The 26,497-nt window shown below is 63.7% G+C and carries 23 protein-coding genes and 1 tRNA gene; 17 read left to right on the forward strand and 7 right to left on the reverse strand.

From position 1 onward, the window contains the following. Positions 1–31: 31 nt before the first annotated feature. From guaA to AC1DJB_RS01315, 3 genes are all read left to right on the forward strand, one after another. Positions 32–1,636 (forward strand): glutamine-hydrolyzing GMP synthase, encoded by a 1,605-nt coding sequence (gene guaA / locus AC1DJB_RS01305; RefSeq protein ID WP_284991339.1) that lies wholly within the window; start codon positions 32–34, stop codon positions 1,634–1,636. A 128-nt stretch (positions 1,637–1,764) separates the two neighbouring features. Continuing rightward, complete coding sequence (locus AC1DJB_RS01310; protein WP_476909840.1) at positions 1,765–5,697, forward strand: AAA family ATPase; 3,933 nt, start codon at positions 1,765–1,767, stop codon at positions 5,695–5,697. A gap of 9 nt (positions 5,698–5,706) precedes the next feature. Further along, on the forward strand, positions 5,707–5,952 hold the full coding sequence (locus AC1DJB_RS01315) for a hypothetical protein (protein WP_445286177.1): 246 nt from the start codon (positions 5,707–5,709) through the stop codon (positions 5,950–5,952). Positions 5,953–5,971: 19 nt separating this feature from the next. Here AC1DJB_RS01315 and cpaB read toward each other — a convergent pair whose 3' ends face one another. From cpaB to AC1DJB_RS01330, 3 genes are all read right to left on the reverse strand, one after another. Further along, positions 5,972–6,727, reverse strand: a complete 756-nt coding sequence (cpaB, locus tag AC1DJB_RS01320) for a Flp pilus assembly protein CpaB (RefSeq protein WP_172465467.1) — start codon at positions 6,725–6,727, stop codon at positions 5,972–5,974. A gap of 201 nt (positions 6,728–6,928) precedes the next feature. Beyond that, on the reverse strand, positions 6,929–7,192 hold the full coding sequence (locus AC1DJB_RS01325) for an FmdB family zinc ribbon protein (protein WP_059387425.1): 264 nt from the start codon (positions 7,190–7,192) through the stop codon (positions 6,929–6,931). Between the two features lie 154 nt (positions 7,193–7,346). Next, complete coding sequence (locus tag AC1DJB_RS01330; protein ID WP_441437643.1) at positions 7,347–7,952, reverse strand: 5-formyltetrahydrofolate cyclo-ligase; 606 nt, start codon at positions 7,950–7,952, stop codon at positions 7,347–7,349. 117 nt (positions 7,953–8,069) lie between these two features. Between AC1DJB_RS01330 and galU the strand changes: the two genes are divergently transcribed. The 5 genes from galU (at position 8,070) to AC1DJB_RS01355 (ending at position 11,548) form a co-directional block, all read left to right on the forward strand. Next, entirely contained in the window at positions 8,070–8,975 is a 906-nt protein-coding gene (gene galU / locus AC1DJB_RS01335) for a UTP--glucose-1-phosphate uridylyltransferase GalU (RefSeq protein ID WP_441437642.1), read from the forward strand. Between the two features lie 6 nt (positions 8,976–8,981). Next, positions 8,982–9,602 (forward strand): GNAT family N-acetyltransferase, encoded by a 621-nt coding sequence (locus AC1DJB_RS01340; RefSeq protein ID WP_284991345.1) that lies wholly within the window; start codon positions 8,982–8,984, stop codon positions 9,600–9,602. A gap of 213 nt (positions 9,603–9,815) precedes the next feature. Further along, positions 9,816–10,637: a hypothetical protein gene (locus tag AC1DJB_RS01345; protein ID WP_476909841.1), complete on the forward strand. Its 822-nt coding sequence runs from the start codon at positions 9,816–9,818 to the stop codon at positions 10,635–10,637. A gap of 6 nt (positions 10,638–10,643) precedes the next feature. After that, the gene (locus AC1DJB_RS01350) at positions 10,644–11,444 is read left to right on the forward strand and encodes an SDR family oxidoreductase (protein ID WP_441437640.1); all 801 of its coding nucleotides are present in this window, start codon (positions 10,644–10,646) and stop codon (positions 11,442–11,444) included. Positions 11,445–11,475: 31 nt separating this feature from the next. Beyond that, a tRNA-Ala gene (locus AC1DJB_RS01355) sits at positions 11,476–11,548 on the forward strand. A 237-nt stretch (positions 11,549–11,785) separates the two neighbouring features. Here AC1DJB_RS01355 and AC1DJB_RS01360 read toward each other — a convergent pair. Further along, on the reverse strand, positions 11,786–12,886 hold the full coding sequence (locus AC1DJB_RS01360; RefSeq protein ID WP_307052570.1) for an ATP-binding protein: 1,101 nt from the start codon (positions 12,884–12,886) through the stop codon (positions 11,786–11,788). Positions 12,887–13,214: 328 nt separating this feature from the next. Next, on the reverse strand, positions 13,215–13,655 hold the full coding sequence (locus tag AC1DJB_RS01365; RefSeq protein WP_059387432.1) for a VOC family protein: 441 nt from the start codon (positions 13,653–13,655) through the stop codon (positions 13,215–13,217). 215 nt (positions 13,656–13,870) lie between these two features. Between AC1DJB_RS01365 and AC1DJB_RS01370 the strand changes: the two genes are divergently transcribed. Both AC1DJB_RS01370 and AC1DJB_RS01375 read left to right on the forward strand, forming a co-directional pair. Then, entirely contained in the window at positions 13,871–15,007 is a 1,137-nt protein-coding gene (locus tag AC1DJB_RS01370) for an App1 family protein (protein ID WP_441437639.1), read from the forward strand. A gap of 49 nt (positions 15,008–15,056) precedes the next feature. Further along, the gene (locus AC1DJB_RS01375) at positions 15,057–15,803 is read left to right on the forward strand and encodes an NADPH-dependent F420 reductase (RefSeq protein ID WP_476909842.1); all 747 of its coding nucleotides are present in this window, start codon (positions 15,057–15,059) and stop codon (positions 15,801–15,803) included. Between the two features lie 85 nt (positions 15,804–15,888). On the opposite strand, the gene AC1DJB_RS01380 is transcribed toward AC1DJB_RS01375, so the two are convergent. Further along, complete coding sequence (locus AC1DJB_RS01380) at positions 15,889–17,400, reverse strand: GntT/GntP/DsdX family permease (protein WP_441432546.1); 1,512 nt, start codon at positions 17,398–17,400, stop codon at positions 15,889–15,891. Further along, positions 17,397–17,945, reverse strand: coding sequence for a gluconokinase (locus tag AC1DJB_RS01385; RefSeq protein ID WP_332602006.1), 549 nt, complete (start codon positions 17,943–17,945; stop codon positions 17,397–17,399). Before AC1DJB_RS01385 ends, AC1DJB_RS01380 begins: the two co-directional genes overlap by 4 nt. Before the next feature lie 385 nt (positions 17,946–18,330). On the opposite strand from AC1DJB_RS01385, the gene AC1DJB_RS01390 reads away from it, so the two are divergent. The 7 genes from AC1DJB_RS01390 to AC1DJB_RS01420 all read left to right on the forward strand — a co-directional run bounded on the left by AC1DJB_RS01390 (position 18,331) and on the right by AC1DJB_RS01420 (position 26,372). Further along, positions 18,331–19,176 carry a sugar phosphate isomerase/epimerase family protein gene (locus tag AC1DJB_RS01390; protein ID WP_476909843.1) on the forward strand — a complete coding sequence of 282 codons (846 nt, stop codon included), beginning with the start codon at positions 18,331–18,333 and terminating at the stop codon, positions 19,174–19,176. 42 nt (positions 19,177–19,218) lie between these two features. Next, positions 19,219–20,226 carry a Gfo/Idh/MocA family protein gene (locus tag AC1DJB_RS01395; protein ID WP_307052534.1) on the forward strand — a complete coding sequence of 336 codons (1,008 nt, stop codon included), beginning with the start codon at positions 19,219–19,221 and terminating at the stop codon, positions 20,224–20,226. Positions 20,227–20,267: 41 nt separating this feature from the next. Further along, positions 20,268–21,128, forward strand: a complete 861-nt coding sequence (locus AC1DJB_RS01400) for a sugar phosphate isomerase/epimerase family protein (protein ID WP_307052535.1) — start codon at positions 20,268–20,270, stop codon at positions 21,126–21,128. A 24-nt stretch (positions 21,129–21,152) separates the two neighbouring features. Further along, positions 21,153–22,319 (forward strand): Gfo/Idh/MocA family protein, encoded by a 1,167-nt coding sequence (locus AC1DJB_RS01405; protein ID WP_059387437.1) that lies wholly within the window; start codon positions 21,153–21,155, stop codon positions 22,317–22,319. 101 nt (positions 22,320–22,420) lie between these two features. After that, positions 22,421–23,467 (forward strand): LacI family DNA-binding transcriptional regulator, encoded by a 1,047-nt coding sequence (locus AC1DJB_RS01410; protein ID WP_059387438.1) that lies wholly within the window; start codon positions 22,421–22,423, stop codon positions 23,465–23,467. Between the two features lie 89 nt (positions 23,468–23,556). Continuing rightward, a complete protein-coding gene (uxaC, locus tag AC1DJB_RS01415; protein ID WP_441432545.1) occupies positions 23,557–24,963 on the forward strand; it encodes a glucuronate isomerase in 1,407 nt (468 codons plus the stop codon). Positions 24,964–25,049: 86 nt separating this feature from the next. Further along, a complete protein-coding gene (locus tag AC1DJB_RS01420; RefSeq protein ID WP_441432665.1) occupies positions 25,050–26,372 on the forward strand; it encodes a mannitol dehydrogenase family protein in 1,323 nt (440 codons plus the stop codon). Positions 26,373–26,497 lie beyond the last annotated feature (125 nt).

Here is a 26,497-nt window from a genome sequence, read left to right on the forward strand (position 1 = left end):
CCGGGGCATCCCGGCAAAGTAGGCTGTTACGGTGACTACTCCCACCGCACCCTTCAGTTCTGAAGCTCAGACTTCCCAGAAGCCGGTGCTGGTTGTTGACTACGGTGCCCAGTACGCGCAGCTGATTGCCCGCCGCGTCCGTGAAGCGAATGTGTACTCGGAAATTGTTCCGCACACGTTCACCACCGAGCAGCTTCTGGCCAAGAACCCGGCAGCGATCATCCTCTCAGGCGGACCTTCAAGCGTTTATGCCGAGGGTGCCCCGAGGGTTGGCGCGGACCTTTTCGAGGCCGGCGTCCCGGTCTTCGGTATTTGCTACGGCTTCCAGGCCATGGCGAACGCGCTCGGCGGCAAGGTCGCTCAGACCGGTCTGCGGGAGTACGGCGCCACCGAGGCCACCACCGTCGGTGAGGCGCGCTCCATCCTTGCAGGTGTCCCGGACTCCCAGAACACCTGGATGAGCCACGGAGACTCCGTTCACGAGGCTCCTGAAGGCTTCGAGGTCCTGGCGACCACCGCCGGAGCACCTGTGGCTGCTTTCGCGAACGAAGAGAAGCATCTCTACGGCGTGCAATGGCACCCGGAAGTAAAGCACTCCGTCCACGGCCAGCAGGTTCTGGAAAACTTCCTGTTCAACGGGGCAGGCCTGAAGCCGAACTGGACCACAGGCAACATCCTGGACGAGCAGGTGGACCGGATCCGCCGGCAGATCGGCGATTCCAAGGTCATCTGCGGCCTCTCCGGCGGCGTCGACTCGGCCGTTGCCGCAGCCCTCGTGCAGCGCGCCGTTGGCGATCAGCTGACCTGCGTCTTCGTGGACCATGGCTTGCTGCGCGAAGGCGAAGCCGAACAGGTCGAGCGTGACTTCGTTGCCGCTACCGGCGTCAAACTCTACGTCGCCAACGAGCAGGAGCGTTTCCTGTCCGCCCTGGCCGGGGTCAGCGATCCCGAAACCAAGCGCAAGATCATCGGCCGCGAGTTCATTCGTGCGTTTGAGGAAGCAGAGCGGGCCATCATTGCCGAGGCTGCGTCCGAAGGCGAGAGCATCAAGTTCCTCGTCCAGGGCACCCTGTACCCGGACGTCGTCGAATCCGGCGGCGGCGAAGGTGCCGCGAATATCAAGAGCCACCACAACGTGGGCGGCCTTCCCGAGGACCTGCAGTTCGAACTCGTTGAACCGCTCCGCGCGCTGTTCAAGGACGAGGTTCGTGCCGTGGGCGCGCAGCTCGGCTTGCCGCAGGAGATCGTCGGACGCCAGCCGTTCCCCGGACCTGGCCTCGGTATCCGCATCGTCGGCGACGTGACCAAGGAACGGCTCGACCTCCTTCGCAAGGCGGACGCGATTGCGCGGGCTGAACTCACGGCGGCCGGACTCGACAATGACGTCTGGCAGATGCCTGTCGTGCTGCTGGCCGACGTCCGCAGCGTTGGCGTGCAGGGCGACGGCCGCACCTACGGACACCCGATCGTGCTGCGTCCGGTTTCGTCCGAGGACGCCATGACCGCCGACTGGTCGAGGCTTCCGTATGACCTCCTCGCCAGGATCTCCAACAGGATCACCAACGAGGTTGATGGCGTCAACCGCGTGGTACTTGATGTCACCAGCAAGCCGCCGGGAACCATCGAGTGGGAATAGCATTCTGAGTGACCGGCCTCTGTTCCAGGGGCCGGTCACTTTGTTTTTCCCCTGAAATCAGCGCCAATTTGCCTTTCCACCAGTGTTGCGGTGCGGACTGCCGGTCGATTCCCGCTACCCTCGAAAGTATGCCGATTTGGTCCGAGTCGTCTCGAGCTATAACAGAAAAGAAGGCAGCGGTGTCAGTAGGTCAAAGCCACGAAGAGAGCTCCATAGAGCTTCGGAAATGGCTGTCGGGGCTCAAGCCCGTGACTGGCGCGGACACCATGCTGCGCTTCGTCAAGACGCCGGAAGGGTCGATAGACCTAAGCAACGGCCACCCCTCAGGCCTGGCACAGCTCCTCGCCGGACGTCGGACCCGTCTTTCCACCTTGATCCGGGATCGCCAGCAGTATCTTGTTGCCGCGCGTGCAGCCAGGAACCTTCGCTCAAAGATTTTCGAACTGGGAAATGACCGGGGAATCGACGCCGGCTATCTCTCCTGCGGCACGGTCGTGTGGACGTCGGCGGTGGGAGGGAAACCCCAACGAGTCTCCGCCCCCGTCATGTTGGCAGCCATCTCACTCACGGCGCGGCCGGGCGAAGACGACTACGAGCTGCAACTGACCGAGCAAGCGGGCATCAACCCCGCGTTGGTCCGGCATTTGAAGACCGTCCATGGAATCGTCTTTGACGTCAACGCCGTGAGCCGCATGGCCTACAACACCGCGCGCCTTGACCCGCTGCCGGTCCTCGACCGTCTTGCCACACTGGTACAACCGATCCACGGTGCCGAAGTAACCCCCAATCTCCTCATCACGACGTTGGCGGATCTGTCCGGGAACTTGGACGACCCCTGGATCAACGAGAACAGCAGCGTCGTTGCCTCCCTGTTTGAAGCCGCCAACGGCGGCGATGTGGAACCCGAACCCATCAAGTCCGGACGGTTCCCGAACCTCGACGAGCGCGACCCCGCCGAAGAATCGCTGCTCCTGGACGCGGACTCGGATCAGCAGTACGTCGTGGATGCCGTCCGGGCAGGGGACTCGCTCGTGGTGAGCACCCCACCAGGCAGCGGCCAGACCCAAACCGCGATCAACGCCATCGGTGCCCTCGTCAACGAGGGGAAGTCGGTGCTTGTGGTGGGCGACCGGCGGGCGAGCCTCAACGGCCTGGCCGGCCATTTTGAAGCCCTTGGCCTTGAATCGATGCTGTTCAGGCCAGGCAACGGTGCCACGCCCCAGCAGCTCAAGGGTCAACTGATCAGCGCGATTATCCGCAACGAGAAGTCGCTGGAGCCGCAACTCGCGAATCTCCACAAGACCTTGACCGAGCACCGCCATGCACTCATGGACCACGTCGCGTCTTTGCACAACGTACGCCAGCGCTGGGGGTGCTCGCCCTACCAGGCAATGCAGTCGCTCGCGGAGCTCACCTCGATCCACCCTGCCCCCGCTACGACGGTGCGCTTGAAGCGCAGCGTGCTGGACAATATCAAAGACCGGGCCGAGCTGGCCGAGAGACTGCGCCGCGCTGCGGAGCTTGGCAGCTTCAGCCGTGAATCGACGTCGAGCCCTTGGTACGGGGCCCGCCTGGTCACGCGCAAGGAGACCGAGGAAGCCCAGCAACTGGCCAGGAGTGCCGCCGAACAACTTCCCCGGTTGCGTGAACGGATGAACCAGGTTGCGGAGCACTCCGAAATCCGGCTTGGGGCGAACTTCGCCGAATGGGGCGCGCAGCTTGAACTCTTGATGGCGGTCCGGGAGAGCCTGGACAAGTTCACCCCGGATATTTTTGACCGGCCGGTCCACGACCTGATTTCGGCCACCGCTACCTCCGCTTGGCGCCGTGAGCGGGGAGTCGAGATGCCCTCGATGCAGCGCTCCCGCTTGCGTCGTGTGGCAAAGGAATATGTCCGCCCCGGTGTCCACATTGCGGATCTGCACAGCTCCTTGGCGCTCGTTCAGGAACAGCGGGCACTGTGGGCCCAGTACGCGACCACCCAGCGCCATCCGGCAGTGCCCTCCGGACTTGCCGACCTCGGCGCGAGCTACCGCGAACTGGACCGGGATCTCCGCCGCTTGGGCGATTGCCTCCAACACACCGCGGCCGGCGGCGACCTCCACGCGACGCGCTACGAGGATCTCATGGAGCGGCTTGAGCGCCTTGTGGCGGACACCGGCACTTTGGAGACACTCCCGGAGCGCACGCTTCTGGTCGAGAACATGCGCGAGCACGGACTCGCCGAGCTTCTTGCTGACCTGGCTGAACGCGAAGTGCCTGCCGAATCTGTTGCCGCGGAACTGGACCTCGCCTGGTGGCAGTCCGCCCTGGAAGCGATGATCAGCGGTGACGACTACCTCGCGATGTCCGACGGCGATTCCCTTCGCCGTCTCGAAGCGGAGTACCGCCTGGCGGACCACGCGCACATTGCCAGCGGGGCCGCGCGCCTGCGGTGGAAACTTGCCGAAATGTGGCGGGCTGGAATCGCCGAACACCCCCGCCAATCGGAGCTCCTGCGGAACCTGATCAAAGACGGCCGCGTTACCCTGTCCGCGCTCAGTGCCCAGGCGCCCGCCCTTGTGTCCCGCTTGGTTCCGGTGTGGTCCATCAGTCCGTACCTGCTGACGAGCCTCTTGCCCGCAGAACAAAAATTCGACGCGGTGGTGATTCTCGATGCCGAGAGCACATCGTTGCAGGCCGTCCTGCCGGCCATTGCCCGGGCCCAGCAAGTGGTTGCCTTTGGCGACGCGAAGATCGCCAATGCCCGCACTTTCAGCGTCGCCGTGGAGCCACCCATGGCCGGAGCCGCAAGCCAAGACACCGTGGACAGTGCATTCAATGCCCTGGCCCGGGTCCTGCCCACCTGGCAGTTGAACTGGGTGTATCGCGCGGTCGACGAAGATCTCGTGCTGCAGTTGAGCAAGAACTACTACAACGGTGGCCTTCGCCGGCTGCCGGACGGGCAGTCCGTAACCGGGTTGGACCGCTCGGTGGTAGTTGAGTACATCCCGGATGGTACTGGCCTTCCCGGGGCGGATCACGAAGGTGTCGAATCGGTCGCCGCGGAAGTGAACCGTGTGGTTGACCTGGTGTTTCAACACGCCAGTCTGCGGCCAAGGACCTCGCTCGCCGTGGTCACCGCAAGCCTGCGGCATGCCGCAAGGATCGGCGAGGCCATCAGGCTCCAGCTCCCCAACTATCCGCTGCTGTCGGGTTTCTTCAACGCCGGTGCGGAGTCCTTCCGCGTGGTGGATTTGGAGCGCGCACAAGGACTGGTCCGCGACCACATCATCTTCTCCCTGGGCTTTGGGCGCACCCCGCACGGCCGGGCTCTGCACAGTTTCGGGCCGCTCTCCGTCGAAGGCGGGCGAAACAAGTTTGCCTTGGCAATGACCCGATCCCGGAGGTCGTTGCACGTCCTGAGCTGCTTCCGTCCGGAGGACCTCGACCTGGACAGGTTGGCTCACGGCGCCGTTGATTTCCATGAACTCCTGGACCGTGAATTGTCCGGGAATTCGGACCTGGGGACGCCCGCCACCAGGGCTGCTGCCAGCGAGCAGGCGCTCGGTGAGGATCCGTTGGTGGCGGATCTGGGCGAGCGGCTCCGTGCACGCGGAGCCCGGGTGTGGCACCACTACGATGGAGCCTTGGACATTGCCGCGGCAGCCGATCCCGTGCACACCATAGGTCGCGATGACACCGAAATGCCCACCCCGGTGGCCATTGAATCGGATGGCACGGAACGGTACCGCCGCATGAGCGTCAGGGAGCGCAGCAGGCTCCGGCCCCAACTTCTGGAACGCCTGGGTTGGCGTTACATGTCCTTGTGGACCATTGAAGTATTCACGGATCCTTCGTCCTGCGCCGACCGCATCGGTTCCTATCTGGGGCTGGAGAAGCCGACGGCACCCTCGTATGGTGCCGTCCAGGATGGATTCCTGGATGTTGATGTTGAACAATTGGAACTGAACAGTCAGGCGGACCCGGCCACGGCCGGGCCTGATGGTAGGCAAGGCCCCCGCGGTATGCAAGGCCCCCGCGGTACGCAAGGCACTGGCTCGGGACCGGCGATCCCCTAAGGAAGCGCAATGGCGGAAAGCAAAAGCACTCAATCCAAGCGCGCTGCGGACACCAGTGCCGATGCGCTGGGCCCTGACGCGGAGTTGGACGGGCAGGAGAAAACAAAAGTGAAGCCCGCACCGGAGCGGAAGCCGGCAGGAGAGAGTATTCTGCCCAAGAAAGCCTCCGAGGATGATCCACGCCGTTGGGGCGATGAGCCTGGCTATGACCACGACGCCTGGCTGAAGGAGCAAAGGCCCCCGCACTGGGGCTGAACCCTCCATTTGCTCGTGGTTATCCGGCCGGGGCTCGGGATTGCCGGTTGTCAGAGGGATTGACGAGGACAAAGAACAGTTTCCCTCGCGTGGAAGCTCCGGCGAGGATTTCGGCCTGTTGCGGATTGGCGGCGACAACCACAAGGCCGTCCGCCTCATTCGTGCCCAACCATTGGGTGGCCTTGCCTCCCTGCCCGGATGTCCACAAGACCGGGACCGCAGATGCCAGGAGTTCGGATTTCTTGCCGGGCCCTTCAGGCCCATCTGCTGCGGTGAGCACAACGTCGACCACCTGGCCCGGCGAGATGAGCTGGATTGAAGCGGGATCGGCCATGCGAAGTGGAACGGCCGCCGTCGCGGGTGCGGTGCCGGTGAGCAGGCCCGGTCCCAGGAGTTGGGCGTCCGTGGGGATCTGCCCCTTTCGCAGGGGCGAGGCAAGCTGCTTCCCGCCGTATCCGGTTTTGGGGGAGAGCGCCCCCGCGGGAACTCCATCTGGAAGGACTTCGAGGGGTTTGAGGTCGGAATCCATCAAAGTGGACCCGGCGGGAAGATCCCGCGCGGCGGCCAGGACCGTGACTCGCTGCTCCGAAGGGGGAGTCAGCTGGTGGACCGCGATCCCGGCGGCCACGCATAACAGAAGGGCCACCACGAGGCGGCGGTTGTGGTTTAGCCAGCCAGCGAAGCGTCGATGCCCGGATTGTCGCGTGGGAGCGCCGAGGCGCCCGCCCGCCCTGAAAGGAAGAACCTGAAGGCGACGCGTACGGGCCATGCTCATCGGCGACGGGATCCTATCGCGCGGAAGCGACGAAGATCCGGCAGGCACAGGGCCCGGGGATACGTTCGGGATTTTTGGCATGGTGCCACGCTAACGGGGCACGCAGGTCCCGTGGCAGGGCCCTATTGAGCTATGTGGAAACGTTGAGTTATGTGGAAACGTCGTGCTATGTGGAAAACCGGGGGCAGCCGGAAACGGCTATCAGCTCGCGGCAGCCGCCGGAACCGACGCCGGAGCCGGAGACGCAGCTGGTGCGGCGGGAGCGGCCGAAACGGTGCTTCCCTTGGAATCCCGGGAGTCGGTGCGGTAGAAGCCCGATCCCTTGAAGACGACGCCCACGCTGTTGAACTTCTTACGCAACGACCCTTGGCATTCAGGGCAGTCGGACAGCGAGCTGTCCGTGAAAGCCTGAACGATGTCAAAGGCATGTCCGCAGTCTTTGCAGGCATAGGCATATGTGGGCACTGGTGATCCTCCTCCGGGACGAACTGCAGGTCCTGTGCTGCCAAGGCGGATTGTTCCGTCCATTAGCAGTCGCAGGGCCTGAGTGCCAATTCTATCATCCGGAGTCGAGGCCGCTACTACGGAATGTGGCGGAGTAGACAGACCTCAAACTCGGTCAAGCCGCCGCAACCAGGCGTACAACCCGGTAAGGGGTAAGTGCCTCGGCCACCGGCTTGTCGAATGATTGTGCGGGGATCGTCCCCGCGGGCAGCACTTCGTGGTCATATACGACGGCGACAGTCGGCGGACGCTGCCCGTCGGCGTCGAGCTTGTCGAGGAGCCGGTCGTAGTAACCGCCCCCTTGCCCGATACGGTTTCCGCTTTCATCGACCGCGGTGGCCGGAAGGAAGATTCCAGCCGCATCCTTGATGACGCCACTGTCGAATCGTTCGCCAATGGGCTCGTCAATCGGGGCGTAGTTCGAGCGGACAAAAGACGTTTCCGGTGTCCAATAGACCCAGCTCAGATGCCGTTCCGGTTCACAGACGGGAAGGAGGACCCGGTGCCCGGCGGCGTGGAGCGCAGCGAGCAAGGGCATTGTCGGCGGCTCGGCAGCCACGCCGACATAAGCCGCGAAAGTCGACGGATTCCCTTGGGTAACCGCATCCGCCCACAGGAGGCCATGGCGGGCAATCCCCGTTCCAGCGTCAGCACGCTGTTGCGCGGTCAAGGTGAGCCTGCGCTTGCGGTTGTCCCGGCGGATATCGTCCTTCAAAGTCATCTTTGCTCCAGTTCTTGCTGCTGTGCGGCCCGGGGATGGGCAGGAAAGGGAGCTTCACCGCTGTGCGCCCCGGGACTCTTTTGCCCAATGTCCAGCTCCTTCCGTTAGATTAGTCCGGTGACTTCCAATAGCTGCGCCGTCCGCAAGGCCGTGATCCCCGTTGCGGGGCTCGGTACCAGATTCCTGCCGGCTACAAAGGCCATGCCCAAGGAAATGCTCCCGGTGGTCGATAAGCCGGCCATCCAATACGTGGTTGAGGAAGCCGTGGGCGTCGGCCTCAACGACATCCTGATGATCACGGGACGCAACAAACGCGCATTGGAAGACCACTTTGACCGTGTCCCGGCTCTTGAAGCGACCCTTGAGGCCAAGGGAGACCTCACAAAGTTGGACGCTGTACAGGCCACGAGCGGCCTGGGCGACATCCACTATGTTCGCCAAGGCGACCCGAAGGGCTTGGGCCATGCGGTGCTGCGTGCCAAGCAGCACGTCGGCTATGAACCGTTCGCGGTTCTTCTCGGTGACGATCTGATCGACGCCCGGGACACTCTCCTCAGCGACATGATTGAGGTCCAGCAGAAGACCGGCGGATCCGTCGTAGCCCTCATTGAGGTGGAGCCCTCCCAGATCAGTTCCTATGGCTGCGCTGACATCGAGGATATCGGCGAAGACGGCTACGTCCGGATCAAGCAGCTTGTGGAAAAGCCAGCCGCAGATGAAGCTCCATCAAACCTGGCCGTGATTGGCCGCTACGTGCTTCACCCCGCCGTATTTGACGTCCTTGAGCACACCGAGCCGGGACGCGGCGGGGAAATCCAACTGACGGATGCCCTCCAGGTCCTGGCCGCCGAGGAGGGCGAAGGCCGCGGCGTGTATGGAGTGGTCTTCCGTGGCCGTCGATACGACACCGGGGACAAGCTGAGCTACCTCAAAGCCTGCGTCCAGCTGGCGTGCGACAGCGAAGATCTCGGTCCCGGTCTGCGTGAGTGGTTGCCCGGCTTCGCCGCCGGCCTCAGCAAGTAGCTCGTCGTGTGGGGGTCGGCCATTTGGCCGGTGACGTTGGAGAGCGGCGACCTCATCTTGCGTCCCATTCACTACCGGGACAAGAAGGAATGGACCGAGGTCCGCTCACGCAACAGTGATTGGCTGGCGCCTTGGGAGGCCTCCAACCCGGCCCCTGGCGGTCGCCTGCCGAATTATCGGCAGATGGTGGCTTCCCTCAACTCGCAGGCTCGGCAAGCGAGTGCCCTTCCGTTCGTGATCACGGAGCGCATTCCCGGGTTCCCGGAGCCCAGGATCGTCGGGCAGCTCACGGTCTCCTCGATAATGTGGGGGTCGGCGATGACGGCCACGCTTGGTTATTGGGTCGACCAGGCGCGGGCCGGCCGCGGAATAGCTCCCACCGCGGTTGCCATGGCCACCGACCATTGCTTTGAGGCTCTGGGCCTGCACCGGATGGAGATCAACATCAGGCCCGAGAACGGGCCGAGCCTACGCGTCGTTGAGAAGCTGGGATTCCGCGACGAAGGCCGCCGTGAGCGTTTCCTCCACATCAACGGGGAATGGGCTGACCACCGAAGCTTTGCGTTGACCTCGGAAGAGGTCCCCGGCGGTTTGCTGGCCGCTTGGCTGAGACGCGGAGCCAACTAGTCGGCCCAGGTGGATGAGAGCCGGTAAATCCATTGATTTGCCGACTCTCCGACGACACACCGTGGGCAATGCGGCGGCCTCTGCGTATTTCCTTCTACGGTTTTGATTGTGGACTTCCCTCTCAGCAGCTCGGTGATATTGGTCATTGCTGTCGCGCTGTGGATTGTTTGGGTTGCGCCATACATACTGCGGAATCGTCACAATCACGTCCAAATGGCCGGTGACATCCCGGCAGATGTCATCGACGAAGACGCTCATGAACTGCAAGCCGGGGTGGTTCTGTCAATCACCCCTCGGCAGGAGAAAGCAATGGAAACCATGCAGAGCACCGCAACCGCATTGCCCGAGGTATCGGCCGGCGCCGGCGAACGGCGTGATGCTGCATCGGATGCGGCGGTCTTCAAAGTCAGATACGGGCGCTGCGCCCTTGCACTCGGCGGTCTCCTCCTGATGCTCACGGCGGCCGTTTCAGGCGTTCTTCGCATTCTTGGCCTCGTTTCGGGTTGGCTGCCGCTGGCATCCATCGTCGGTGTGGTCGGGACCGTTTTCCTGCTTCGCCGGCTAGCCATCAGGGACCGCCGGGCGAAGATGAACAGGGCCTTCCGTAATGCAATGGGTCCCGCGGTCGAGAGCCCCCGAGAAAGTGCGCCGGCGTCGGACCGGCCTGCGACCAAGATCTTCGACGCCGAAGCCCACGCCCGTGAGGCCACCCGACTGACCGCCGTCGAGCTCCGTCAGGCCGCCCTTAACGTTGCCGTCGCCGCGGGCGACAACACAGTCCGGTTTACGGCGGAATCCAAAGAGTCTGAATGGCGGCCGGTGGACGTACCCAAACCAACATACGTCGACGCCGCCAAGGCGCCTCGACCGGCGCCCGAACCCCTCGACTTGCCTGAGGCCCCCAAGCCGCTCGGCAAGCCGACGTTGAAGCCGGCCAGCGCGCCGTCCGCGGGTCCGTCGGTCCAGGTACAGCACGGCAAGCCCCAGAGTGCCCTCAGCAACCTCGACGACGTTTTGCAGCGCCGCCGGGCATAGCCTCCCTTGACTACTGTCTGCGTCGCAGGTGGCACGGGACAGGTGGGCCGTGAAGTCGTCCGCTTGGCGCTCGACGCCGGACTCGACGTGACGGTGCTGAGCCGCCGGCCGCCGTCGGGCACGTCGCCAGCCCATCACGACGGCGCCCGCTACTTTCAGGCTGACGTCACCACAGGGGCCGGGCTGGCAGAAGCCCTGCACGGGGCCGACGTCGTGATCGATTGCTTGGAAGGGCAGTTCGGGAAAGCCCTCAAGAATTTCGCCGACGGCGGCGCGCGCCTGCTCGCCGCGGCCTCCGGTGCCGGTGTCCGCAAGGCTGTTGTCCTCTCGATCATCAACTGCGACCAGAGCAACGCGGCGTTTTATGTCTCCAAGGCAGACAAAGAACGGGTCTACGCGAATTCTGCGCTTGAGACGGTTGTTGTGCGGGCCACCCAGTTCCACAGCCTCCTGACGGCGGTTTTTCAGGCCGCGGCGAAAATTCGCCTCATCCCGGTCTTCAAGGGTGCCCGCTTTCAAACGATTTCGCCTTTGGACGTGGCGTCGGAGTTGCTTGCCGAGGCCATGGGGGAACCTTCCGCTGAGCGACACCGGACACGAACCATCGGCGGACCGGACATCCGGACCATGCGTGAACTCGCTGAGATCTGGCTCAAGGCGACCGGGCGTTCTGGACGGATCGTAGAGGTGCCGTTGCCCGGAGCGATGGGCAAATATCTTCGGAACGGACTGAATTTGGTGCCAAGCCAGCGGACCGGGACAGACACGTTCGAGTCGTGGTTGGCAAAGCGCGAAGATAGTTTGTAGCCTAGGGACACTGGCAATGCATAGTTGACCAGGGGCTATAGCTCAGTTGGTAGAGCGCTTCGTTCGCATCGAAGAGGTCAGGGGTTCGAATCCCCTTAGCTCCACAGTGAAGGCCCTTTGACCTGCGGAAACGTGGGGGTGAGGGCCTTTTTTGCGTCGAAAATGGGGCCAACCCGACGGCCATATCCTCCCGGCCCCGGCACCACAGCGAGAACCTGTTTAACGCTCTCGGTCATGCCGTTTGCGGGAGAGCGCCTCCGCAAACTCGAGCGGGTCTGAGCCCCGCTTGCTGGAAGTCTCTGCCGGGTGGGTGGAGGAGGTCCGTCGCCGACCGGCAGCGGTCAGTGTGGCTGATTTTTGCGGAGGTATTCCCGCAGTCCGGGGATGGCGAAGTCGGTTTTTCCGTGGCCGGTTGATTCGATGAGGCCTGCGGCGAGGAGTCTGGTCCGGTATTTGGCCACGAGAGTGGGCCGTGAACCGGTCCGCCGGACGATGTCCCCGGCCGTGGAGGGTCCATCGTCGATGGCCATTGCGTGCAGGATCTCCTGGTCTTTGGCGGATGCCGCGGCGAGGGCGGCTTCAATGACGACGCGTTCGTTGCGTCGGATGGCGGCGGCAATTGCCCGGTCGACGGCGGCGGAGGAGAGGCCGCCGTTGTTATTCTCGGCCTCGCGCCAGAGGAAGTAGCCGACCAGTTGGATGAGGAAGGGGTAGCCTCCGGTGGTTGTCGCTGCCTTGTGCACCAGGTCCGGGTCGATGGTGATCCCGGCGGCGGCGAAGGTTTCCGTGAAGGATGTCTCGACATCGCGTACCGCGGCGGCATGGAGATCGATCTTGTCGGCTCTGCGAAGGAATGTTGCCACGCCCTCGTTCAGGAGATCCGATACGGCAGAGGGAAGGCCTGCAAAGATCAGTGCGATGGGCAGCCGGTCTTGGATGAAGTGCTGGACGTTGGCCGCCAGCTGGGCCAGTTCGGCTCGGTCGGCGGCATGGATCTCGTCGACGGTGATGAGGAGCCCGGTCCCGCGTTCGTCGAGAAGCTTCAGGAGTGTTTCCCCCAGTTCCCACCAGTCCACCTGGCGTTCGGGCGAAAGTTGGGACGTGACACTGAACCCGGCAATCGAAATCCCTGTGATACGACGGCGGGATTCGGGTTGGTCGTCAAGCTCCTGGATGAGTCGGCGCATCTTTTCGCCGATCCGACCCATGAAGGTTCCGGTCGCGGTCTCGGCCACCACTGCCCATCCGTGCTCCTGGGCAAGGTCATGGGCAGCTCCCAGCATGACCGTCTTGCCGATGCCGCGGGCACCGGTGAAGATGGACAGGAGTCCAGGGGCTCCGGAACCGAGCTGAAGGCCATATTCGAATTCATCCAGGAGTCCGGAGCGGCCGATGACTTCCGGTGGGGTGGCTCCGGCCGTAGGCCGGAACGGGTTGTCCATGTTGAGCACGCCACGTTCCTCAGGTGAATTTGGTGAATTTGGTGAATTTGGGTATCCGGGTGAATTTGGTGAACTTTTTGCCATGATACTCGTGTTCCTCGGATCCGAGCCACTGAGGGGACCATCGGGGGTAGACGATCTGCGTCGGAAGGACGGCGCCGAAGATGAAGATGCAGCATTCGCGCGTTTGGAGAGGGCAACCTTTGGAAGACAATAAAATATGCCCTCCCCTAAGAAGAGGTCAGGAGTTCGAATCTCCTTAGCTCCACAGTGAAGGCCCTTTGACCTGCGGAAACGTTGGGTGGGAGGGCCTTGCTCGTGCCGATCCTTAGCTCATCCGCTCAGCCAGGGACACAATGATCCCCTCTGGACCTCGAACGTACGCCATGCGCCAGGCTCCCTCGTACTGGCCGATGCCACCGACCAACCCGTACCCCTCCGAAGCCAACCGGTCGACCCTCGCTTGAAGATCGTCGACTTCGAAAGACAAGCTGCGCAGCCCAAGTTCGTTGGCCATGGCGGCGGGCGATCCCGGCTGCGGATCTGGCCTGACGAAGCTGGATAGCTCCACCCCGGTTCCTCCGCCTGGTGTCCGCAACATGACGATCTCGGTGCGGGAGTCCGGGATCGCTGTGACCGTATCAATGAACTCGCCCTCCACAAAGGTCCGGCCCTCGATCTCGAGCCCGAGTCCCACGAAGAACGCCGCCACGTGGTCGAGGTCCTGAACAGTGACGCCGACGTGGTCGAACCGCATGATGCGCGACATGAGAAAAACCTCCAAGTGTTCGTTTGCACGGTCCAGGACGGAGCCTACCGGGGACTTTACGGCGGATTCACGTTGGGAGAAAGAGTCCGGCGCGCGGCTGGCACGGTGTACGGGCAGGGATCCAGGTCGGCGGCCCGGCTCCGTGTGCGCAAACCAGCGGATTGGCCGGCACGGCCCGTGCGTAGGCTTGGGGAGCGCCATGTCAGACTGGACGCATGTGTCCCCTCCCTGTGAAGCCGCGCGCTCTGTCCAACAGCGTTGAGAGCGTGGGCCCGACGTCGTCGAGCGGCGCAGGCCGCCACCTGGCCCTGAGGATCGACGATGCCTGGCTCAGGTTCCAGACGCGTCTCGCGATCCGGCGCGGTCGGGTGGAGACCGTCATCCCTTACACCGGTTACGGCACCACCTCATGGGTCCGGGTTTTGGCGCGCATTGTCCGCAGTGAACCACGGGACGGCGGGAGCGGCACCCAGGCAGGTAAGCTCAAACCGCTGAAAGATGGCATGCGCGGTTGGCGCAATTTCACGAGCGCGCCCGTGGCACATGCCACCGTGCGGGTGACGATTGCGGGCATCGACCACGACGTCGAAGCCGACCGCGGAGGTGTCGTCGACGCCCAAATCCCGGCAGCCCTCGACGTCGGCTGGCATATGATCACCGTGCAATCCGGCGGATCCAGGATCGTGGAAGCCCCCGTGCAAATCGTCGCGGACGACGCAGACTTCGGTGTCGTCTCCGACATTGACGATACCGTGATGGTCACGGCGCTGCCCCGTCCATTCCTAGCCGCCTGGAACACCTTCGTACTCGACGAACACGCGAGGACCCCGACGCCGGGCATGGCTGTGCTGTACGAGCGGATCGTGAGGACGGCGCCGTCGGCCCCCGTGGTGTACCTGTCGACCGGAGCGTGGAACGTCGCTCCGACACTGTCACGCTTCCTGTCCCGCAATTTATATCCCGCCGGTCCCAAGCTCCTGACCGACTGGGGTCCCACCCCGGACCACTGGTTCCGCAGCGGACAGGAGCACAAGAGGAGTTCGTTGGAACGTCTCGCGGCGGAGTTCCCCGGCGTCAAGTGGCTGCTGGTTGGCGACGATGGACAGCATGACGAAGCGATCTATGCCGAGTTCGCCCAACGCCATCCGCAGAACGTCAGGGCAATCGCGATCCGCCAGCTTTCCGTCGGGGAAGCGGTGCTCGCGGGCGGGCGGTCAAAGTCCGCGGCTCAGCCCACGCCGGGGATTCCCTGGATTTACTCTCCGGACGGTGCAGGGATGTCGGCCCAGCTCGAGCAGCTGGGCATCATCCGGCGCAGCGTCCGGCCCGCAGACGTGCCGGAGACGCCGTAGGCCCGCAGCTGACCGACGTCGGATCCCCGCCCGGTGAGAACAGCAGGCGGTGCCGACTCATCTCGCAGACAAGCAGCCTATGGTTGGCAATTTGCGCCGCGCGTACGATCAGAACAGGGCAATTCTCGATAACCATGATCTGGAGGTTGACGTGACAACTGCAATTATTGGAACCGGCAACATCGGGTCCAGTGTCGCCCGCCATCTTGTTCAAGGCGGCGAGCCGGTGGTCTTGGCGGCCCGCGATCAATCCCATGCTGAATCGTTGGCCGCTGAGCTCGGTGCATTGGCGAGTTCGGCGAGCGTCGGCGATGCCGTGTCACAGGCTGAAGCTGTCGTGATGGCCGTGTGGCTGGACACCGAGAAGGAACTCATCTCCCAACTGTCAGACGCCCTGGTCGGCAAGGTCGTCATCGACCCGACCAACCCGATCGGGCCTGATGGCCACGGCGGCTACACCACGACGCTGCCGGAGGGCCAATCAGCAGCATCGATCGTGGCAGACCTTCTCCCTGATGGCGCGCATTTCGTGAAGGCCTTCGGCACATTGGGTGCCGACGCGCTGGGTTCGGCAGCCAACCGGCCATCCGGGCGGGCAGTTCTGTTTTACGCAACCGACGACGACGCTGCGGCCGAAACGGTGGAGCGGCTCATTCGTGTCGCTGGCTTTGACCCGGTCAAAGCCGGCGGAATCGAGGCGGCCGGCAGGCTCGAGTTGATGCGAGGCGATCTTCACCAGAATGGCGGGCTTGGTGGAAGGCTTTTGAACGCCGATGAGGCGCGTGCCTCCCTCTAGAGCAGATCGCGGCGGCGGGACGAAGCGAAGGCCCTCCGAACTGCGGAATCGCAGGTTCGGAGAGCCTTCGTTGTGCCGGTCCTGACTAGACGAAAACGGATAGCAGCAGCGTGAATCCGAATCCGACGACGGAAATTATCGTTTCCATGACTGACCAGGTCTTGATCGTCTGGCCTACCGTCAGTCCGAAGTATTCCTTGACCAGCCAGAAGCCGGCGTCATTGACATGGGAGAAGAACAGCGATCCGGCACCGATGGCGAGCACAACCAGCGCCAGCTGAGCCGGGGACAAGCCGGTTGCCAGCGGTGCGATGATTCCTGCGGCCGTCACTGTGGCAACAGTCGCCGAGCCGGTGGCAAGACGAATCAGAACTGCGATGATCCAACCCAGCACCAGTGCCGACAGGCTGGCAGCGACCGCGATCTTGGCGATCGCGGTTCCGGTGCCGCCGTCGACGAGTACTTGTTTGAAGCCGCCGCCCGCGCCGACGATAAGCATGACCCCGACGATCGGCAACAGGCTCTCGCCGATCTTCTTCGTCAGAATGGAGGCTGAGAAGCCGACCCTCGTACCGAAAGTCACCATTGCCAAAAGCACCGCCACGAGCAGGGCAAAGACCGGGTCGCCGATGAAGTCCAGCAGAGGCCGGAGCGGCGCGTTCTTGTCCATCCAAATGTCTGCCCCGGCTTTGATCAGCATGAGCACCAACGGTGACAGCAGGGTCACCAAGGTCCAGCCAAAGGACGGGCTGCGCGTTGCTTGTGGATCCTGCGCCTTGCCGACGGGCGCGTCGCCGCGCGAACTGGCGGCCTTCGCGCCGGGGCCTTGCGATCTGGCCGTCTCGGCGTTCTCGCCGGCTCCAACGGTAACGGCGAGGCCAGCGCCTGCGGCTCCGATCGGCACGATCCGTGCGGCGAGACGACCAAAGAGGGGACCAGCGATGATCACGGTCGGAATGGCTATGAGTAGTCCAAACGCGAGGGTCACACCGACATTGGCGTGCAGGATGCCGATCGCGGCCAACGGGCCCGGGTGCGGCGGGATGAAACCGTGGAGGACCGACAAACCGGCCAAGGCCGGAATGCCAAGACGCATTGCCGGGCCCTTGGAGCGGTGCACAGCGAGCATCACCACGGGAATGAGCAGCACGAGCCCGATCTCGAAGAACATGGGTATGCCGATGATGCCGGCGATGAGCGCCATCTTCCAGGGCAGCGTTGCAGGCCGGCCATGGAGGAGCGTGTCCACGATCTTGTCCGCGCCGCCGGAATCAGCCAGCAGCTTGCCCAGCATGGCTCCCAAGGCGATGAGCACACCCACGTAGCCCAGCACGCCGCCGACGCCATTTTCGTAGGAGGTTGTCACCTTGTCCAAGGAAATGCCCGAAGCAATGCCGACGAAGAGGGCGCCGATGCTCAATGCCAGGAAAGCATGCATCTTTGCCCAGACGATCAGCAAGACGACTATCGCGATGCCGATTGCCGCCACAACAAGTACTTGGGTGTCGTGGCCGGTCCAAGGTTGATGCATCGCATCCGTAGTGGCGTCCGTGGCTACCCCGGCGAGGGGCCTGCTGAGGATGGAGATTCCGTTCATGGTTCTCGTCCTGTTCCGCTCGGCCGCAGGCCGAACTTGTCCATGATTTGTTGGGCAATCACTCCTGGAGCCGGGCCAACGTCGATCCGGATTCCGGGCTCACCCGGAGACAGCTCTTCAAGATCCGCGAACTGACTCCCCAACATACTGGCGGGCATGAAATGGCCGTGGCGTTCGGCCAGCCGTGCGCTGATAGTCTCGGGCGTCCCGGACAGAAAAACGAAGACGACGCCTGAACCTCGGCGATTAATAATGCTTCGATAGGACCGTTTGAGCGCCGAACACGTGATGACGCCGTTTTCCCCGTGATCCAGCCTCTGGTCGACCCACTCGGCGACCTTCTCCAGCCAGGGATATCTGTCCTCATCCGTCAGCGGATGCCCCGCTGCCATCTTGTCGATGTTTGTTTGGGGATGCAAGGCATCCCCTTCCTCGAAGGCCCAGCCAAGCCGCCCCGCCAGGAGTGCGGCAACCGTGGATTTCCCTGAGCCGGAAACACCCATGACAACCAGCACAACGGGTTCGGACAGAGGGGTCGTCGCCATGTCCAGAGGGTCCATGGAGCCCATCTTGGCAGCACGTGGGCCTCAGTGCCATAGGGAATCGCAGTGGATCTCCTGGCGGCCGGGCCCCGGGGGCGCAGGCCTGACGACGCCTCATTCGGGGCGTTGTACGATCTCGGACAGAAGCGGCAAGGCCCGGTCAAGCCCGACACCAGGAAAGCTCGAGGGGATACGGACACCGCTTCCGGGAAAAAACCAGGCGTCCCGTTTTTAGTCCGGCCGATGCGCATCCACAAGTTGCCAATATTTGGCAATCGGTTGTCAATCCGACACCAAGGTGGCTAGACTCGAGGCGAACGCATGCCCGTGAACTACGATTTGGTGCCATTTGTCGCCATGCGGGCGAACGGATCCAAAGGAGAATTCCGTGACTGAAACCAATGCCGTGTGGAGCCTGTCCGGTTTCGGCGACGAAGTGGATCCCGATCCCGCCGTCCAGGCCGCAGTCCTGCTGGCGCTCGGTGCCGGCCATATCGAAGTGCGCAGCGCGTGGGGCACCAACGTTTCGGAGCTCGAACCGGAAGAGGTCGGGCGGCTCAAGGCGATCCTGGACGCGAAGGGCCTGAAGGTTTCCGCGGTCGCGAGCCCCATCGGCAAGGTTGACGTCGGTGTTCCGGTGGAACATGAGCTCGCCCGGCTGCGCCAGATCATTTCGGTGGCCAAGGTGCTCGACACCAAATACATCCGCATCTTCTCCTTCTACCGGGCCGAAGGGCAGAGCCCGGAGGACATCCGCGACTCAGTCATGGAGCGCCTGACCGCACTTAGCAACGAGGCGGCAGCGTCCGGCGTCGTCCTCCTGCACGAAAACGAAAAGGGCATCTACGGCGACACGCCCGAGCGCGTCCTGGACATCATGGAGACTGTCGATTCACCCGCGCTGCGCGTTGCCTGGGACAGCGCCAACTTTGTCCAGGTGGGCGTCAAGCCGTACACCGAGGCTTATGCGGTGCTGCGCCCCTACTTGGAGTACTTCCAGATCAAGGATGCAATCAGCGGGACAGGTGAAGTGGTGCCTGCAGGCGAAGGCGACGGCGAACTGGACGCCACTATTGCCGCGCTCAAGGCCGATGGCTTTGCCGGCTTCGTTTCGCTCGAACCCCACCTTGCAAGCACACACGAATTGGGCGGATTCTCCGGACCCATCGCCTTCGGCGCCGCAGCGCGCGCCTTTGCGGCACTCGCAGCCAAGAACGGTGTTGCCCTCGCCTGAGGGCCTGTAGGTTCAAAGGAAAACATCTTTCGAGGGAGAAGAATGCCTACAGCAGCAGTCATCGGTTGCGGCGATGTATCGAGTGTGCACCTCGGAGCAATCGCCAAAATGGACGACGTTGAACTCGTGGCGGTCTGCGACACCGACGCCGGTCGCCTCCAGGCGGCAACGGCCGCCTACGGTGTGCCGGGTTACGAGGACTACCTGGAGATGCTCGAATCGGTGAGGCCCGACGTCGTGCATATCTGCACTCCGCACCACCTGCATGCTTCGCTGGCCGCGGAGTGCCTTGAGCGCGGAGTCAGCGTGATCGTCGAGAAGCCGCTCGCCCACACCCTTGAAGAGGGGCGACGGCTGGTCGAGGCGGCTGAACGGAGCACCGCAAAGATCGCCGTATGTTTCCAGAACCGCTACAACGCGACGTCCCAGGCCATGCGGAGACTGCTCGACGACGGCGGGCTGGGCCAGGTTCTCGGCGCCTCGGCAACCGTGATGTGGCACCGGACGGCCGAGTACTACCGTGACAGGCCGTGGCGCGGTACCTGGGCCGAAGGAGGCGGCGGCCTCATGATGAACCAGGCCATCCACACGGTGGACCTGCTCCAGTGGCTGGTAGGCGACGTGACCAAGGTGGAGGGCCACGCCTCCACGCGCTCGCTTGGCGGCGTGATCGAGGTGGAGGATACGGCGGAATTCATCGCCGGGCACGCAAACGGTGCCACCAGCGTCTTCTACGCCACCTTGGCCAATGCCACCAACGCACCGGTGACGCTGGACATCGTGACCGAAAAGGCCACGCTCAGCCTCCGGGGCGACCTTGTTGTCAGCTATGCCGACGGCACCGTGGAAACCATCGCGGAACGTGCCTTGGAATCGGGTGGGCGCGCGTATTGGGGCGTATCCCACGAACTCCTGATCAAGGATTTCTATGCCAAGCTCGGGGATCCTGCTCCCTTCTGGATCAGCCCCGCGGAAGCCGAAAAATCACTCAGGATCGTCAAAGACATCTACGCCCAAAGCTACCCGGACATTTCCGGGCAAGTGGGCTAACCACGCGGCCCATAAAGGCCCGGAACCAACGGAGGACAAAAGTGGCAAAAATCGGCGTACAGGCAATGATGCTGAAGGGCAGTTTTGCCGAAGACGGGGCGTTTGAAACGCTCCGCAAGGTCAGTGCGATAGGGTACAACGCCGTCGAGATTTCGCAGATCCCGATGACGCCGGAAAACGTTGCCGAACTGGACCGCTCCCGGAGCGAACTCGGCATGGACATCGCGGCGCTTTCGGTCGCCATGGAGACGCCCAAGGGCATGCCCGGCGACTCGCTCAAGGACCACTTCGACAAGATCGTTGACGACGCAAAGCGGCTCAACACCCACCTCCTGCGGATTGGCATGATGCCCTTCCCGGCGATGAAGTCGATCGACGCCGTGGTGGACTTCGCGAAGCAAGCCGACGAATACGCCGAAAGCCTCCGTGAACACGGCATCGGCTTGTACTACCACAACCATCACATCGAGTTCGCGAAGTTCGACGGCACATACATGCTGGACATCATCGCCGAAAACTCCCCGGCCATGGGCATGGAGATCGACGTGCACTGGGTGCAGCGCGGCGGCCTGGATCCCGTCCGGACCCTGGCCAAATACGCCGGACGCACGGCCATGGTGCACCTGAAGGACTACCGGATAGGGGAGTTGCCGGAATCGGCCTTCGGGCTCCTGGAAACGGGGGACCTCGCGGGCTTCATGGCCGAGTTCAAGAACGTGGTCCAGTTTGCCGAAGTGGGCGAAGGCAACCTTGACTTCCCGTCCATCATTCACGCGGCCCAGGCTGCCGGCGCGGAGTACTTGCTCGTGGAGCAGGACGAGCTCTATGGCCGAACGGTGTGGGAAGCCCTGCAGACTTCATACGACAACCTGGTGGCCATGGGTCACGCCGACCTCTTCTAATCCCACTACAACGGAGATCTACTCATGAGCAAGAAAGTACGCCTTGGCATCATCGGCCTAGGCCAGCAGGGCGGCACGTACGCCAAGTTCATCACTGACGGATTGGTTCCGAACATGGTGATCGGCGCTATCTGCGACACCGATCCTGCAAAGAAGGAGCTGGCGGCCTCCCTGTACCCAGGTGCGCCGTTCTACGACGACTACATCGCGATGCTGGAAAGCGGCGACGTCGATGCGATCGTCACGTGCGTGCCCCACTACCTGCACCCGGAAATGGGCATCGAATCGCTCAAGCGCAACATCCACGCCCTCGTCGAGAAGCCCGCTGGTGTCTACACCAAGCAAGTCAAGCGGCTCAATGAGTTCGCGGCTTCCAAGCCCGAGCTTTCATTCGGGATCATGTTCAACCAGCGCAACAACCCCCTGTACAAGAAGCTCAAGGAGATCGTAGACAACGGCGAGATCGGGGCCATCCGGCGCACCAACTGGATCATCACCAACTGGTGGCGCCCGCAGGGCTACTACAACTCCAGCGAATGGCGCGCCACGTGGGGCGGCGAAGGCGGCGGCGTCCTGGTCAACCAGGCACCCCACCAGCTCGACCTGTGGCAGTGGATCTGCGGCGTGCCGAAGTCCGTCTACTCTAAGGTGGCGTACGGGTTCCGCCGGGACATCGCCGTGGAAGACGAGGTCACCGCCGTCGTGGATTACGGCAACGGTGCCACCGGAGTTTTCGTCACGGCCACGCACGACCTTGTGGGCACGGACCGCTTCGAGATCCTGGGTGACCAGGGCAAGATCGTGGTGGAAAACAGCAAGACAGCCACGGTCACCCGCCTGGTCAAACCCGAGCGCGAACTCAGCGACGGCATGGACATGGACGATGTCCGCAAGCTCTTCATGGGCGAATTGAAAGCCGAGGACTACTACACCACCGAGGTGATCGAGTTCGAGTCGGCCTGGGGCGGCCAACACGCCGGCGTCCTGGAGAACTTCGCGGCCAACATCCTCGACGGCACTCCGTTGTTGGCACCCGGCTCGGACGGCATCAAAGGCGTCCGCCTGGCCAACGCCATCCACCTGTCGAGCTGGACCGGCAAGGAAGTCTCCCTGGACTTCGACGAGGAGGAGTACATGCGCGAGCTCAACAAGCGCATCAGCGAAGAAGGCAAGTTCGCCGAGCGCTCCTAGCTCGCAGGGCGCGTGAGTAGGGCACTTAAGCAGGGCGGTCGCCGGCCGAGTGGTTTGGCAACCGTCCTGCTTTTGTTGCCAAGCCAGATTACGATTGAGCCGTGACTGAAGCGACGAACTCCGGAGCAGTAACTTCCCCCGCCAAGCGCGGACGCGGGGAGAAATCCTCGCCCACCATCTACGACATCGCGAGGCTCGCGGGAGTCAACCCTTCCACGGTTTCGCGCGCGCTGAGCAAACCGGGCAGGGTCAGTGCCAAGACCCAGAAAATCATCGAGGATGCCGCCGAGCAGCTGAATTACCAGGTGAACCCCTTCGCCCGGGCGCTTCCCACCGGCCGTACCCAGACGATCGGACTGATCGTCGCGGATATCACCAACCCGACGTTCTTCGACATTATCCGCGGTGCGGAAACCACCGGGTCGGCCCGGGACTACACCCTGGTGTTGGCCGAGTCTGCGGAGTCGCCTGAAACCGAACTGATTGCGGCCCGCAGGATGTTGGGCACGGTGGACGGCCTCATACTGGCGAGCCCCCGCATGGACGACGAAAAGATCCGGGCTTTGGCTGCGGACAAGCCGGTAGTCGTGATCAATCGCGAAATAGAGGGCGTGCCGTGCGTAGTCCCGGACGTCAACAAGGGGATTGGCCAGGCCGTGCGGAGCCTAGCCGCCAACGGCCACCAGCAGCTCGCCTATGTTGCGGGGCCGCCGCAGTCCTGGATGTCGCGCCGCCGCTGGGAAGGCGTCCAAGCTGCCTGCGATTGGTACAAGTTGGGAGCCGTCCGCTTGGAATCGTCCAAGCCAACGGTCGACGGCGGCCGCCAAGTAGCGCGCGACGTCCTGGCGAGCGGCGCGACGGCGGTAATCACCTACAACGATCTCCTTGCCATAGGCCTCATGCAGGAGCTCCAGGCCGCCGGCATGCACGTTCCGGACCAGATCAGCATCGTAGGCTTCGACGACATCTTCGGGGCAGACTTCACGACGCCGGCGCTTACCACCGTGAGGTCGCCGCTGGGGGAGTGCGGTTCCCGCGCTGCCGCCCTCCTGCTGGACATGTTGCTAGGCCAGGAAGGGCCCGCGGAAGCCGTCCGGGTGGACACGGAGCTCGTGGTGCGCGGTTCCAGCGGGCGGCTGATCGCGTAGTTTCAAGTGATCTTCGGTGGAAGATGCAACGCGGTGGCAATAGTTGGCAACCGGTTGACAGATTGATTCTTCCGGCCGAAAATTGACCTATGTCACAGTCGATCGCAGCCAATCCTGACCGGCTCCTGCCCGCGGATCCCGGGACGCGCAGCATTGCGCGCTCCCTACTGGAGCGCGTCCAGGACCTGCCCATCATCTCTCCGCACGGCCACGTTGACGCCGCCGTCATCGAGCACAACACGCCGTTCCCCGATCCGGCTGCGCTCCTGGTCAGCCCGGACCATTACGTCACCAGGCTGATCCACGCCAGCGGAGTCCCCATGGACAAGTTGCTCTCGGGAGGCGCCAACGCGTCCGAATCGCGGGAGATCTGGCGGACGTTCGTCCAGGCGTGGCCCCTCTTCGAAGGCACGGCGTCTGGGTACTGGCTGCGCACGCAGTTCGACAGCGTGTTCAAGCTCGGCGCGGACCTTGGCGAGATGTCCGCAGATGCCAGCTATGACGCCATTGCCGCCAAGCTCGTGGAGCCCGATTTCCGTCCCCGCCAGCTCTTCAAGGACTTCAACATCGAGGTCCTGGCCACCACGGACGATCCCCTGGACAGTCTCGCCAGCCACAAGGCGATCGCCGAGGACCCCTCCTTCAACGGGGGCGTGCTGCCGACCTTCCGTCCGGATGCCTACCTGAACATCGCGCACCCGGCATGGGGTGCCAACGTCGAGCGGCTTGTCGATTCCGCCGCCGACGGCGCTAGCGGCTACACCGGCTACATCAAAGCCCTGGAAAACCGCCGTCGTTATTTCGTGGACCACGGCGCGGTGTCCGCGGACCACGGCGTCCTCACCCCGGCAACGCTCAAGCTTGACCGGAGCGAAGCCGAGCGGATCTTCGAACTGGCGCGTGCCGGCAAGGCCACGGCCGAGGACCGCAATACCTTCGAAGCCCACATGATGTACCAGATGGCAAGGATGTCCGTCGAAGACGGCCTGGTCATGACCATCCACCCGGGTTCCTTCCGCAACCACCACCAGCCCACCTTCGACGCCTACGGCGCGGACACCGGACACGACATACCATTCGCCACCAACTACACCGAAGCCATCCGCCCCCTGCTCCAGGACTTCGGCACGGCCAAGGACTTCCACTTGGTGCTGTTCACCCTCGACGAGACCGTGTTTTCCCGCGAGCTGGCGCCCCTGGCAGGGTTCTACCCCTCCGTGTACCTCGGCGCTCCCTGGTGGTTCCTCGATGCACCGGACGCCATGCTGCGGTTCCGCTCCGCCGTCACCGAGACCACCGGCTTCTCCCGGTCATCGGGGTTCATCGACGACACCCGCGCGTTCTGCTCGATCCCGGCCCGGCACGACGCTTCCCGCCGGATCGAAGCATCCTTCCTTGCGCGCCTCGTCGCCGAACATCGTGTCAGCGAGGACCGAGCCCACGAAATCATCGTCGACGTCGTCGACTCCTCACCCCGAAGGGTCTTCAAGCTGTGAGCAACGAACCCGAGCGAACTGCGGAGCTTCCCCGCTTGAGCCGCTCCGTCAGGCCCATCGCCAAGGCCCCGGTACGCATTGTGCACATGGGACTGGGGGCCTTCCACCGCTCCCACCAGGCGTGGTACACCCAGCATGCAGGCGACGCGGCCGAGTGGGGCATTGCCTCCTTCACGGGCCGCCGCCCGGATGCCGCGGAGCTCCTGTCCGCACAGGACGGCTTGTACACCGTGGTGGAACGCTCAGACGCCGGTGATTCCTTCGAAGTCATCGGCAGCATCGTCGAAGCTGTTGACGGTGCCGACGTCGAGCGTTTTGTCGAGCTTGTCTCGGCGCCGCTGACCTCGCTCATCACGCTCACCATCACCGAAGCCGCCTACCGGCTCGGGGCCGACGGCAAGCTGGACAACCAGGCGCCCGACGTCGTCGCGGACCTCGCCGTGCTCGCTGATGCTTCTGCTTCCGGCAAGCCGACGACGCCGCTGGGGCGGCTCGTGCTGGGCCTCGCCGCGCGCCGTGATGCCGACGCCGGCCCACTCGCCGTCGTCTGCTGCGACAATCTCTCCAACAACGGGACCGTCGCCAGAAGCGCCGTGATGGGGATGGCCAAGGCCTTCGACGCCGGGCTCGCCGCCTGGATCGACGCCAATGTCAGTTTCGTCAGTACTTCCGTTGACCGCATCACGCCGCGGACCACGGACGCCGACATCGACGCCGTCGCTTCCGCCTGCGGATACCGCGACGAATCGCCCGTGGTCGCCGAGCCGTTCCTCAACTGGGTCCTGAGCGGGGACTTTCCCGCTGGGCGACCGCACTGGGAGGACGCGGGTGCCGTTTTCGTGGACGAGATCGAGCCGTACGAGAACCGCAAGCTGTGGCTCCTCAATGGCGCCCACTCGCTGCTCGCCTATGCCGGGCAGCTGCGTGGACACAAGACAGTGGCCGAAGCCCTCGCTGATGATTCCTGCCGACGGGCCGTGGAGGACTTTTGGGACGAGGCCGCCTCCAACCTGCCTGGTGAGGACTTGCGAATCCCCGAGTACCGGGCCGCCCTGCTGGAACGCTTCGGGAACTCCCGGATCGCCCACCACCTGGCCCAGATCGCCATGGACGGCAGCACCAAGCTGCGCATGCGGGCAGTGCCTGTGCTCCGCGCCGAGCGCGCAGCCGGCCGCAGCGGCCAGGCCGCTGCGCGGATGATCGCGGCCTGGACCGCCTACACTGCCACGGCAACAGGTCTCCAGGACCCGCAGGCGGCAGGGATCGCCGCCGCGAACCTCCTCACTGGCCGTGCCCGGCTCGAGGCTTTGCTCGGCCTCGTGGATCCGGACTTGGTTGAAGACAGGGCGATCGTGGACCTCGTTGAGGGTTTGGCCGAGTCCTTCGCGGCTGCCGGCAACCTCAGCTAATCCGCCAGGTACTTTCGACGGCGCCCGTTGCCTTCCCCGTGAAGGCGACGGGCGCCGTCGTCGTTGGCCCGGTATATGTGAGCGGGCGTTCGCCGGAGACGGGTCATATGTGAGCGGGCGTTCGC

This window comes from Arthrobacter sp. 01T428 (genome assembly GCF_056398685.1).

What these genes read in the sequence shown, in the direction of transcription:
- AC1DJB_RS01365 (WP_059387432.1), bottom strand. Translation starts at nt 13,655, where the DNA reads ATGTCGCGCATCATGCGGTTCGACCACGTCGGCGTCACTGTTCAGGAC.
- AC1DJB_RS01420 (WP_441432665.1), top strand. Translation starts at nt 25,050, where the DNA reads ATGGGACTGGGGGCCTTCCACCGCTCCCACCAGGCGTGGTACACCCAG.
- cpaB (WP_172465467.1), bottom strand. Translation starts at nt 6,727, where the DNA reads ATGAGCATGGCCCGTACGCGTCGCCTTCAGGTTCTTCCTTTCAGGGCG.
- AC1DJB_RS01385 (WP_332602006.1), bottom strand. Translation starts at nt 17,945, where the DNA reads ATGGCGACGACCCCTCTGTCCGAACCCGTTGTGCTGGTTGTCATGGGT.
- AC1DJB_RS01360 (WP_307052570.1), bottom strand. Translation starts at nt 12,886, where the DNA reads ATGGACAACCCGTTCCGGCCTACGGCCGGAGCCACCCCACCGGAAGTC.
- AC1DJB_RS01330 (WP_441437643.1), bottom strand. Translation starts at nt 7,952, where the DNA reads ATGACTTTGAAGGACGATATCCGCCGGGACAACCGCAAGCGCAGGCTC.
- AC1DJB_RS01345 (WP_476909841.1), top strand. Translation starts at nt 9,816, where the DNA reads ATGGCCGGTGACATCCCGGCAGATGTCATCGACGAAGACGCTCATGAA.
- AC1DJB_RS01395 (WP_307052534.1), top strand. Translation starts at nt 19,219, where the DNA reads ATGCCTACAGCAGCAGTCATCGGTTGCGGCGATGTATCGAGTGTGCAC.
- AC1DJB_RS01315 (WP_445286177.1), top strand. Translation starts at nt 5,707, where the DNA reads ATGGCGGAAAGCAAAAGCACTCAATCCAAGCGCGCTGCGGACACCAGT.
- AC1DJB_RS01370 (WP_441437639.1), top strand. Translation starts at nt 13,871, where the DNA reads ATGTGTCCCCTCCCTGTGAAGCCGCGCGCTCTGTCCAACAGCGTTGAG.
- AC1DJB_RS01310 (WP_476909840.1), top strand. Translation starts at nt 1,765, where the DNA reads ATGCCGATTTGGTCCGAGTCGTCTCGAGCTATAACAGAAAAGAAGGCA.
- uxaC (WP_441432545.1), top strand. Translation starts at nt 23,557, where the DNA reads ATGTCACAGTCGATCGCAGCCAATCCTGACCGGCTCCTGCCCGCGGAT.
- AC1DJB_RS01380 (WP_441432546.1), bottom strand. Translation starts at nt 17,400, where the DNA reads ATGAACGGAATCTCCATCCTCAGCAGGCCCCTCGCCGGGGTAGCCACG.
- AC1DJB_RS01405 (WP_059387437.1), top strand. Translation starts at nt 21,153, where the DNA reads ATGAGCAAGAAAGTACGCCTTGGCATCATCGGCCTAGGCCAGCAGGGC.